The organism is Azoarcus sp. CIB (assembly GCF_001190925.1).
Taxonomy (GTDB): Bacteria; Pseudomonadota; Gammaproteobacteria; order Burkholderiales; family Rhodocyclaceae; genus Aromatoleum.
Map to the genome: position 1 here is coordinate 343526 of NZ_CP011072.1, position 11146 is coordinate 354671.

The following is an 11146-nucleotide window of genomic DNA, read 5'->3' on the forward strand; positions in this document are numbered from 1 at the left end:
CGTTAGTTTATGCGGAGAATGTCAAAAGCAAGCTTCGTTCCCGATTGGTGCGAATTAGCATGAATCGTGCTTGTGGTGTCAGGGGGCGTTATCATTGTCGCTTCAATGACGAGGTAATGGTCACGTGCCTGCCCGTTTGGATCGGAAATTACATGAACAGACTCAGTGTCATCCTGCCCGCGAAGAACGAAGGGGCGGTAATTGGGCGGGTGGTCGAGGGGATCAGGGATCTCTTCCCCGATGCCGAGCTTCTCGTGGTCAACGATGGTTCCACGGACGCCACGCGCGACGAGGCGGAGCGCGCGGGTGCAGTGGTGGTCACTCACCCCTACAGCATGGGGAACGGCGCGGCGATCAAGAGCGGAGCGCGTGCGGCGACGGGCGATATCCTCGTGTTCATGGATGCGGACGGCCAGCACGATCCCGCCGATATCCCACGATTGCTGGCACAGCTGAACGAAGGTTTCGACATGGTGGTCGGCGCGCGTGACGGCGGTTCGCAGGCGAGTCTCGGGCGTGGATTGGCGAACCGGTTCTACAATCGGTTGGCGAGCTACATGACCGGTCACCGGATCGAGGACCTGACCTCGGGGATGCGCGCGGCGCGTGCCCACCGGTTCCGCGAGTTTCTGTACTTGTTGCCGAATGGCTTCTCCTATCCGACCACGAGCACGATGGCGTTCTTCCGTGCGGGATATCCGGTCGCATATATACCGATCAAGGCGGCGAAGCGGGTCGGCAAGAGCCATGTGCGGATTCTCAAGGACGGGGCGCGCTTCCTGCTGATCATTTTCAAGATCGGCACACTGTATTCGCCGCTGAAGCTGTTTGCGCCGGTCGTGGGGCTGCAGGCCTTGCTGGGTATTGGCTACTACGCGTACACCTTCGTCGCCCATGGGCGCCTGTCGCTCGCTACGATCTTTCTGCTTACTGCGGCGGTGACGACTTTCCTGATCGGGTTGGTGTCGGAGCAGATCACGCAGTTGATGTATCGGCCGGGGGCCGAAGACAGCAGGCTCCGGTGAACGTGGCGTGTTGATCGGGGATTCGGGGAAATTCGGTGCGTTGGAGCGAGTTACCGGCCACGCCGCGGCCGGTCCGTACTACAAGGCGGTCAGCCGCGCCCGGCGCTTGTCCGGTCTTCTGCAAATGCAGTCATGAAACAGGCCGCCCTGCTCGGTTTTCTGTCAGCTGCCAATATCGGTATGGCATTTTTGTCGCAGTGGTATGTGGTCACGGCCATCGGCGCGGGGCCAGAGACCGACGCATTGTTCGCAGGGATGGCGCTGCCGCAACTTGTTCTGGCCGTTATCGGGGGGTCGTTGACGCACGTCCTGGTGCCCATTCTCAGCGGTGAGAGCACGGAGCGCCGCCGCCACGACGCATGGGGCTTCTTCTTGCTCGTGGGGGGATTTTTCGGAGCGCTCGCAGGCTTGCTCCATGTGGGCGCCCCGTACTGGGTGCCGCTGACGGTGCCGGGTTTCGGTGCAGACACGTTGGCGCTGACGATCAATCTTGTGCAGATACAGCTGATCGGTATGGTGTTTGCCGCGCTCAATGGCGTTCAATGGGCGGCTTACCATGCGCAGCAAAAATTCGTGTGGGCGGAGATTGCTTCACTGCTTTCGGGTGTTATCAGCATCGCATTGCTGATATGGGCTCTCCCTATTTATGGTGTGGTTGCTGCGGCGTGGATCGCGTCACTGCGTATGGGCCTGCAGACTGCATTGCTCACCTCAAGCATGGGGGCTCCCATGCTTCCGGATCTGCACGCACAATCGATCCGGGTTGCGTGGAGACGCGTCAAGCCGCTTCTTTTCGGTACCCTGTACTACAAGAGCGAGCCGGTCATCGATCGTTATCTGCTGTCGAGCGCGCCGAACGCCACCCTGTCGCTGTACTACCTTGCCCAGCAGATCTACGCAGCTGGAAACCAGGTCATCAACAAGGCTCTGGCCGCGCCGTTCGTCCCACTGTTGAGCAGCTTGTACAAGAGCGGCAATGATGTCGCCGTACGGCGCGCGGCGCGGCGAAAACTCATGGAAGTGACAGGGCTCGGCATGGCAGGAATATTGTTCATTGCCCTGGCCGGTCGGGAAGTTATCGACCTGCTCTTCGGCCACGGTCGCATGACGTCCGAAAATGTCTCCGACCTGTGGTGGATCATGCTGTGGCTGGCCGGAATGTTCATCGGTGGCGTAGCGGGCCAGATCAGCTCCACCGTATTCTATGCTGCGGGGGATACGGTCACCCCGACGCGCATGTCGATCATTACTTACACGGTGTATATACCGGGAAAGATTTTTGCATTCCAGATGTGGGGCACGCAGGGATTGGCCTTGACCACGAGTGCGTATTTCCTGATCAACCTGCTGGTGCAGGTCCGCATTCTGAGAACAAGGAACATGCTTTGACGCAGCGGGGAGCGCGTGATGCTGGAAAGTAGGCCCTGCCCGCTGGGTTGTGATGGCGGTGATGACCCGGTTCTTGTCGGTAACGACCGCCTACATGGCGGGCCGGGGGAATTCACCGTGGTACGGTGTCGCGGGTGTGGGCTCATGCGAACAAATCCAAGACCGACGCCCGAATCCATCGGTGAGTATTACCCGGACGACTATGGTCCCTACCTTGGCACGCAGGTGAAGGTGGGCGAGGGGCGGCCGGTGTCGCGGCTGCGACGCCTTTTCCGGCGTATGAAGAGCCGGATCTTCCAATTCAACACCGAGGTTCTCCCACCTGTGGCGCCGGGACGGTTGCTGGAGGTGGGTTGCGCGTCCGGGGCCTACCTGCACAGGATGGCGCAGCAGGGGTGGAAGGTGCATGGCATCGAGTTTTCCCCGCTTGCAGCGCGGCGGGCATCCGCGCTCGGGTATGAGGTCCATGCAGGGAGCCTGGAGACGGCTCCGTGTCCCGCCGAACCGTTCGATCTCATCGTCGGGTGGATGGTGCTGGAGCATCTTCACGATCCCTTGGGCGGGCTGTCGAGGCTTCGCGAATGGGCGAAGCCGGGGGCATGGCTGGTCCTTTCAGTGCCGAACGCGGGATCGCTCGAGTTTCGTCTGTTCAGGAACAGATGGTATGCGCTGCAGGTGCCGACCCATCTCTATCACTTCACTCCCGGCTCCGTGGAGAGGCTACTGAATGACGGGGGCTGGCGGGTCGAGCGGATTCTTCATCAGCGGACATTGGGCAATCTGGTCGCCAGCGTGGGCTATCTGCTGTGCGACATGGGATTTCCCGTGACAGGCAGGAAACTGATCGACGTCCCCGGTCGGTCTGGCGGTACTTGGTTGTACGTGCTTTATCCGCTCGCATGGCTCCTGAGCCTGATCGGCCAGACGGGACGGATGACGGTGTGGGCGAGGGGCATGAAGTGAATTCACGACGTGACGGCCCCATGGTTACGATCATGATTCCCACATATAACCAGGCCGAATTCGTAGGCGATGCGATTCGTTCGGCCCTTGCGCAGACTTATTCCAATCTTGAGGTGGTCGTCGGAGACGATGCGTCGACTGACGGCACGGGAGCGGTTGTCGCAACATTCAGGGATCCGCGGCTGAGTTATGTCAGAAACGAGACCAATCTGGGGCGCCGGGGAAACTACCGCAGCTTGCTCTACGAGCATGCGCGCGGCGACTATGTCGTCAATCTCGACGGTGACGACTACTACACAGATCCGGAGTTTGTCGCCGAGGCCGTGAGGCTTGCACTCGGCGCCAAGGATGTCGTGATGGTGGTTGCACGCGCGACGGTGAAGACGAGCGCGGCTGAACAGGTAAGCGGGATACCAGACCGGCCCGACGCGGCGGGACTGGACGTGTTGCGAGCGCTGCCGGATCGTCGATACATGCTGATGCATATGGCCGTGCTGTACGCGCGGCAGCCTGCGCTGGAACTCGATTTTTACCGGTCGGGCGCAATGAGCGCCGATTGGGAGTCCTTGTATCGGCTCGCGCTTAGGGGTGGCGTCCGCTATCTGGATCGCAATGTCGGTGTCTGGCGGGTTCATGGTGCCAACGAGACGGCCGGCAACGATCCTGACGCCTTGTTCCGCAATCTGGAGATCTGGCCGGTGCTCTACCGGGAAGCGGCTGCGTTCGGCATGCCGCCCGCCATTGCCGCGCTGACTGCGGCAAAAAACGTCGCGTTCTTTGTGCAGGCGGGTTTCCGCGGAGTTTCACTGCGGGGGAATGCGGCACTCGTGAGCTTCGTCCTGGCGGTCTTTCGCCGCTATCCGCTCGCCGTTGCGCTGATCGTACTGTCACCCCGATACGCGATGCGATTGGTGCTGGCGCTCGTCGGGATCTACCGCTGGACGGGAAGTCGCTGATGTGCGGGATAGCGGGTTTTGTCTCCTCGCAGCATATCGGTTACGAGCGCGGGCTTGTCTGCGGGACGATGCTGGAGGCACTGAGGCATCGTGGGCCGGACGACGGGGACGTCTGGTGTGACCCGAGCGGGAGAGCGACACTTGGTCATCGCCGTCTCTCCATCCTCGAACTCTCTGCGGCGGGACATCAGCCGATGGTTAGCCGCTGCGGTCGCCTGGTGCTGGTATTCAATGGAGAAATCTACAATCACCTCGACATGCGGCGCGAGCTAGCTGACGAAGACGAGGGGCCTTCGGGAGGATGGAGGGGGCACTCCGACACGGAGACTCTTCTCGCCGCGTTTGTGGCCTGGGGCGTGGAGGCGACGCTGCAACGCGCGGTGGGCATGTTCGCCTTGGCCTTGTGGGATAAGGAAAATGCTGAACTCGTGCTCGCGCGCGACCGCATGGGCGAAAAGCCGCTGTATTACGGTTGGCAAGGGAGCGATTTCCTGTTTGCGTCGGAATTGAAGGCGGTCCGTGCCCACCCGCAATTCGAGGGCGAACTGGATTGGACGGCCGCAGCGGGCTTCCTGCGGTGCAATTACATCCAGGCGCCAGCAACGATGTATCGCAAGATATTGAAGCTGATGCCAGGCACGTGTGTCCGATTACGGCTACGGGAGGCACATGTGCCAGACCTGCCTCCTCCGGTGTCGTATTGGTCGCTGGATACCGCCTTGACCCGGGGTCTCGAGCAGCCATTCGAGGGCAGTCTGGAGGATGCCGTAGACCGATTCGAGGAACTTCTGCAGCAGGCTGTGCAACTGCAGTCGGTCGCCGATGTGAAGGTGGGCGCCTTTCTCTCGGGGGGCATCGATTCGTCTGCCGTGGTGGCGATGATGCGGGCGGCAACGACATCGGAAGTGATGACGTTTTCGATCCGGATGCCGGATCCGCGATTCGACGAATCTGCGCACGCTGCGGCGGTTGCTCGACATTTGGGGACCGAGCATGTCGAGTACCGCGTGACGGCCGAAGATGTACTGGGGTTGGTGGGCCAGTTGTCCGAGATTTGGGATGAACCGCTCGGTGACAGTTCCCAGATTCCCACCTTCTTCGTCAGCAGATTGGCGAGCACCCATGTAAAGGTCGCGCTCTCTGGCGATGGCGGTGATGAGTTGTTTCTCGGCTACCCCAAATATGCCCTCTACCGTCGCTTTTGGCAGTGGCGCGCGCTGCGGTGTTTGCCGCTCGGCTCCGCCCCGCAGTTGCTCTCGACTTTGCGCGGCAGCTCACCGCCACTGTCGCTGCTGAGACGCGGCGGGCGTTTTCTGTCTGCGTGCAGACAGCCGGATGTACAGGCCTTGGACAGGTATTGGAGCGATCCCTATCGCGGCGCGAAGGTGCCTCTCGCCGAGCAGCGGGAGCCGGCCTTGCAGCCGCCGCCTGTGGCGCCCGGAATCGCTACGAGTGCGGGCATATGGGATGCGGGTGCGTATCTTCCAGATGACGTTCTGGTAAAAGTGGATCGCGGCGCGATGGCGAACGGGTTGGAGACCCGTGCTCCGTTTCTCGATCACCGTATCGTGGAGTTCGCGCTCAGCTTGCCTGAGGCATATAAGCTTGACGGAGGCGTGGCGAAGCGTGTGGTGCGCGACATGCTTTACAGGAAGGTTCCCCGCGTGCTGGTGGACCGGCCCAAGATGGGGTTTTCGATACCCCTCGATCGCTGGCTGAAGAATGAGCTGAGACCGTGGTGTGAAGCCCTGATCGCGCGGGCGGACAGAGGCTCTGGTGGCTTTGATCGTGTCATGGTGCGGAAGTTGTGGAGTGATTATCTTGCGGGCGTGTGCCGCGATACCGAGCAAGTGTGGGGAATCCTGACGCTCATCGCGCACTACGAAAAATCATGACGAATGATTGTGTTGTCTACACTACCGTGTTCGGCAACTACGACCGTGTTGCCGCAGTGGATGGCACATGGAGCAGCGCGTTCGTGTGTTTCACGGACAACCCGGACCTCGTCGGATCAGGGTGGGACGTGGTGCGGGTCGAGTCGGGCGAAGAAGGTCCAGCGGTGGCGAGCAGGCGCTTCAAGATGCTGCCGCACAAGTATCTGGCGCCATTCGCGCGCAGCCTTTATATCGATGCGAATATCGCGTTGTGCAAGGATCCGTCGGTCTTGTTCGACAAGTATCTCGAAAGAAACCTCGTGGCGCTCGCCGCGCATCGGTTCCGGAATTGCGCGTATGCGGAAGCGCAGGCCTGCGTACGCGATGGATTGTTGGCGCAGGACGTCGCTGCAAGGCAGGTTGCGACCTATCGGGTGGCAGGATTTCCCGAAAACTACGGGCTTACCGAAAACAACGTGATTTTTCGCCGGCATAACGATCCTGCCGTGATCGGCCTGATGGAGGCCTGGTGGGCGGAGTATCAGCAGTTCGGGCGGCGCGATCAGGTCAGCCTTCCCTTCCTCCTGTGGCAGCGTGAGTTTGCCGTCGCCCATATCGAGGAAGGTCCCCGGGTGTCGCGGGAGTATTTCGATCTTCGGCTTCACGGGCGAGACGCCCGTCGAGCACCGTGGAGCCGAATGATCATGATCGCCCACCAGCGCAGGGATCAGGGGGGGATCTATCGGTTGTTGTCCGATCTGGACCGTGCAGCCGCGAAAATGCTTGGAAAATCTGCATGAGTTCAGAAGTCAGCATGAGTAGTCGTGATGCGCGTTTGTTGCAGCCGAAGCCCGTGAGAGTGCTCGCCGTCGTGGTGACCTTCCACCCGGATCCCGAGGTGCTTCAAACGTTGCTGGACAAGCTTGCGGAGCAGGTTGACGAAACTCTGATCGTCGATAACAACCCGGCGGCGGACGATCGCGTCTGGGAGACCTTGAACGGCGTCGGGGGCGTGCATGCGAAACTCCGGATCGTGCGATGCGGGGATAACCTCGGTATTGCGCGTGCCTTCAATGTCGGCGTGGACGTTGCGATCCGTGAAGGGTTTTCGCACGTGTTGCTGAGCGACCAGGACAGTCGGCCGGATCGACATATGGTTGATGGACTGCTGCAGGCCGAGGCGCGTAACGTGGCCCGCGGCCGCAAGGTGGCGGCGGTCGGTCCGGTATATCAGGACGAGGTCACCGGGATCACGTTTCCGGTGCAGGTCAAGGAGGTCGGAAGGCCGTTCTACACGCGCAAGCACGTCAGTGCGGAGCACCCCGATGTCGAGACGCTGTCACTGATTTCCTCGGGGACTTTGATCCGTACGGAGGTGCTGGAGGCGATCGGCGGGATGATGGAGCCACTGTTCATCGACTACGTCGATGTCGAGTGGTGTCTTCGGGCGATCGCGCGCGGCTACGTGGTTGTCGCGACGAACGATGCCGTCATGCATCACAGGCGGGGAGACGAGTGCCTGTCCGTTTGGTTCTTCGGTTGGCGGCCATTCAACGGTTATGGTGCGACCAGGCTTTATTATCAGTTCCGCAATTTCGTTTATCTCGCGCGTCTCACGTATATACCCTTGCACTGGAAAGTTCGCGCGTCGTGGTATTGGCTGGGCAATTTGTACGCTAATGCGCTGTTCGGGCGTGAAAGATGGAAGTCCGTCGTCGCGATGTTTCGTGGCATCGCGGATGGCGTGCGCGGACGGATGGGCCCAATTCCGGTACGGTAGGGCGCGGTTGCGGCCGATCGTCGTGCCTAGCGGATTTGGGGCATGCCGTGCCGCAGTAGTAGCTGGAGTTTGCGCGGCAGTCCAAGAAAGCCGCGTGCGTAGGTCGACGTCGATGCTTTGCGCGTTTCCTGGGCGCATTTGCGTTCTTGCCGCAGGCGGGAACCTTGACGGACCAAAGCTAGCGGCACGTTTGCGTATATTTCACGCAGAAGCCGGTATTGGCGCCGCATCAGGGCGAGCAGGGCGCCTTCGGCCATCAGCGTGAGCAGGTGCAGCGGCAGCAGCAGCCACACCCACGGCGCCGGTGTGCAGACGGCCAGAACGAAGGTCTTGTTGCGTTCGCTCAGGCGTCGGCGGCGATAGGTGGTGGACAGACGACCTGCGCTCGCGCGGTTGCCGCCGAAACTTTGTCCTTGCCGATGCCGGTAGGCGCTGCCTGCGGTCACTTCGACCGGATAGCCCGCGAGGCGGGCACGGCAGCAGAGGTACATGTCTTCCGCGATCGACTCGAACCATTCGGGGAAGCCGCCGAGCTCGTGCCACAGGCCGCGCGGGATCCACAGGCAGGCGCCGATGACCATCGCGACGTCGGTACGGTCCGGGGCTAGGTTCGGAACGGGGTTGTAGAAGGGGTCGAGCAGGCAGCCGCGGTCGACGAGTTCGTTTGTCTCCCAGTCGTATTGCGGCAGGGTGAGGATGCCTGCCGGTTGCTGGCGGCCGGCGTGGGCGAACAGGGTCGACAGGGCGTCGGGGGCGAGGGCGGCGTCGTTGTTGAGCAGTAGCAGGTAGTCGCCGCGGGCGCGGTCGGCGAGGCGGTTGTTGGCGATGCAGAAGCCGACGTTCGCAGCGCTCGTGATCACCTCGACCTGCGGGTAGCGCTCGCGCAGCAGGGCGAGCGATGCGTCGGTCGAGGCGTCATCGTGGACGAGAATTTCGACCGCGAAATCGCAGTCCTGGGCGAGTATGGAGTCGATGCAGTCGGCGAGCAGGGATTCGCCGTTGTAGTTGGCGATGCAGACGGAGCAGACGGGGGCGGTCGTCATGCCTGGCCGCAATGCCACTGCCACGCGCTGGCGAGACCGTGGGCGATCGGTGTCGTGGCGCGCCAGCCGTAGTGGCGATGAGCGCGCGTGGGGTCCAGGACAATGCGCGAGACGTCGACTGCGCGCCCGGGTTCGTAACGGCGCGGGAGTGGCTGGCCGGCGATCGATTCAATATGCGCGAAGAGATCGTTGAGGCTTAGTCCTTGTCCGCTGGAGGCGTTGAGCACCTGGGTTCCTGCCGGCATCGGGCGTGCGAGGATAGTCAGGCAGAGGGCGACGAAATCATCGATGTAGAGGTAATCGCGGACGGTCCTGCCGTCGCCCCAGACCGTGAGGGGACGGTTGTTGCGCAGGGCTTCGAAGGCGGTCGGGATGATGCCGAATCCCTGGCGAATGCTCTGGCCCGGTCCATACAGGTTGGAAGGGCGCAGGATCGTCGCCCGTGCGTTGAACTGGGCCGTCCATGCGGTGATGAAGTGCTCCGCCGCGGCCTTGCCGGCGCCGTAGTAGGACTTCGGGCGGATAATGTGGCGTTCGGTCGCGGGCTCGGTTCCGGCGTCGCCATAGAGCGTGCCGCCTGACGAGAGGTAAAGGAGTTCGCACGAGGGGTGGTCCTGCAGCGCTTGCAGTAGTGCAAGCGTTGTCCGCAGGTTGCGCTCGAACTCGTGCAGCGGCTTGCCGGCGCTGCTGCCGGGGGTGGAGGCGGAGGCGAGATGGACGACCGCGCGGCATTCGGGCAGCCAGCGCGCAAATTGTTCGGGGCTGTCGAACACCTCGTCGATGCAGGTGATGTCTGAGCCAGCGTCGGTCTGCGCATGTCCAACGGCGATCAGCGGGATGCCCGTCTGGGCAAGGGCAGGGGTGAGTGCCGTGCCGACGAAGCCGCCGGCGCCGAGGACCAGGATGGCCTTGCTCACGCCCGGGTTTCCTGCAGCAGGGTTCGATACAACGTCATGTAGCGCGTTGCGCAATCATCCCAGGTGCCGATTTCGCGGGCGACCCAGTCGCGGGCGGTTTCGCCGGCCTGCCGGTTGGCGTCGGCGGGTTCGAGGGTGTCGAGGGCTGTCGCGACGTCCGCTGGCGTGTCGCAGAGCCAGCCGGTCTTGCGATGGAAGACGATGTTCTCGTGCGCAGCGAGGCGCGAGGCGATGATCGGGAGCCCGGCCGCCATCGCTTCGAGCATGACCTGGGGGCGGCCTTCGGCGTGCTGGCTGAGGGTGATCAGGCCACGCGCGGTCGGGAACCAGTCGTTCATCAGTTGGGCCGGCGCGGCGGGGCCGTGGTAATGCACCCATGCGGGCAGGGCGATCTGCTCCTGCATGGGGCCGAACAGATGGAGTTCGCGCGCGCCGTCGCGGAAATGCGGCTCGCACCAGTCGAACAGCGGACCCAGCTTGCCGCGCGTGAGCCGCGTCACGGTGAGCCAGCGTGCGGGTGTTGCCGGTACGAGGGGGCGGCGGATTGCGAACCAGCCGGGGTCGATGCCGAAGGGGACGAAACGGACCGTGGCCAAGTCGCCGAATTTGTCATTGAGTGCCGGGACCATCCATTCGGCATTGGGGCAGATCGCTACGCGGCGCCCGCGCATGGTTCGTCGGAGCAGTGGTGCCATCAGCGGCAGCTTGAGCAGCTGCATGTCGGTTCCGAGCACTGTGATCAGTGCCGGACGTCCGTTTGCCGGTAGCGGCAGTGCGTTCTGTAGCCAATTGATGTGATAGACGTCCACCTGGCGGCTGCGCGCGTAGGTGCGACGCAGGAATTGCAGCAGCCTCAACGCATGGGCTGCGCCGCGCGGGGCGCTGTTGCGCAGCAGGTGGGCGATGCCGCCTTTCTGCATCAGTGCCGCAAGCCACGCGGATTCGTCCGGTGTTGCGGCGGCGCGGACGGCGGGGTGCGACTCGCCAGGCGGCGCCCAGAGTTGCAGTGCGAGGTCGTCGCGGCGGGCGAGCGCATCGGACAGATGGCGGATGAATAGGCCCCGCCAGTCGGTGAGCGTCGACGGATACGACGTGCTGACCATCAGCACATCGAGAGGAGCGGCTTGATCGCTGGGCGGTGGCATCACTTTGTCGATCGGACACAAACCGGGCATACGGTCTGGGATCGCATCCGGATT

10 protein-coding genes are annotated in these 11146 nt (G+C 62.5%); 7 read left to right on the forward strand and 3 right to left on the reverse strand.

Features of this window, described 5'->3' with window-relative positions:
• Positions 1-152 precede the first annotated feature (152 nt).
• The 7 genes from AzCIB_RS01385 to AzCIB_RS01415 all read left to right on the forward strand — a co-directional run bounded on the left by AzCIB_RS01385 (position 153) and on the right by AzCIB_RS01415 (position 7987).
• A complete protein-coding gene (locus AzCIB_RS01385; protein WP_050414246.1) occupies positions 153-1025 on the forward strand; it encodes a glycosyltransferase family 2 protein in 873 nt (290 codons plus the stop codon).
• A 132-nt stretch (positions 1026-1157) separates the two neighbouring features.
• Entirely contained in the window at positions 1158-2414 is a 1257-nt protein-coding gene (locus tag AzCIB_RS01390; protein WP_050414247.1) for a lipid II flippase MurJ, read from the forward strand.
• Between the two features lie 144 nt (positions 2415-2558).
• Positions 2559-3377, forward strand: a complete 819-nt coding sequence (locus AzCIB_RS01395) for a class I SAM-dependent methyltransferase (RefSeq protein ID WP_198149596.1) — start codon at positions 2559-2561, stop codon at positions 3375-3377.
• 20 nt (positions 3378-3397) lie between these two features.
• Positions 3398-4333 carry a glycosyltransferase family 2 protein gene (locus AzCIB_RS01400; RefSeq protein ID WP_050414249.1) on the forward strand — a complete coding sequence of 312 codons (936 nt, stop codon included), beginning with the start codon at positions 3398-3400 and terminating at the stop codon, positions 4331-4333.
• Entirely contained in the window at positions 4333-6228 is a 1896-nt protein-coding gene (gene asnB, locus AzCIB_RS01405; RefSeq protein ID WP_050414250.1) for an asparagine synthase (glutamine-hydrolyzing), read from the forward strand. Before AzCIB_RS01400 ends, asnB begins: the two co-directional genes overlap by 1 nt.
• A complete protein-coding gene (locus AzCIB_RS01410; protein ID WP_050414251.1) occupies positions 6225-7007 on the forward strand; it encodes a glycosyltransferase domain-containing protein in 783 nt (260 codons plus the stop codon). The genes asnB and AzCIB_RS01410 overlap by 4 nt, the downstream gene beginning before the upstream one ends.
• A complete protein-coding gene (locus AzCIB_RS01415; protein WP_050414252.1) occupies positions 7004-7987 on the forward strand; it encodes a glycosyltransferase family 2 protein in 984 nt (327 codons plus the stop codon). Before AzCIB_RS01410 ends, AzCIB_RS01415 begins: the two co-directional genes overlap by 4 nt.
• A 26-nt stretch (positions 7988-8013) precedes the next feature.
• Here AzCIB_RS01415 and AzCIB_RS01420 read toward each other — a convergent pair whose 3' ends face one another.
• The 3 genes from AzCIB_RS01420 to AzCIB_RS01430 are packed head-to-tail and all read right to left on the reverse strand — an operon-like array spanning position 8014 to position 11092.
• On the reverse strand, positions 8014-9030 hold the full coding sequence (locus tag AzCIB_RS01420) for a glycosyltransferase family 2 protein (RefSeq protein WP_050414253.1): 1017 nt from the start codon (positions 9028-9030) through the stop codon (positions 8014-8016).
• A complete protein-coding gene (locus AzCIB_RS01425; RefSeq protein WP_050414254.1) occupies positions 9027-9947 on the reverse strand; it encodes an NAD-dependent epimerase/dehydratase family protein in 921 nt (306 codons plus the stop codon). Before AzCIB_RS01425 ends, AzCIB_RS01420 begins: the two co-directional genes overlap by 4 nt.
• The gene (locus AzCIB_RS01430; protein WP_050418150.1) at positions 9944-11092 is read right to left on the reverse strand and encodes a glycosyltransferase family 4 protein; all 1149 of its coding nucleotides are present in this window, start codon (positions 11090-11092) and stop codon (positions 9944-9946) included. Before AzCIB_RS01430 ends, AzCIB_RS01425 begins: the two co-directional genes overlap by 4 nt.
• Positions 11093-11146 lie beyond the last annotated feature (54 nt).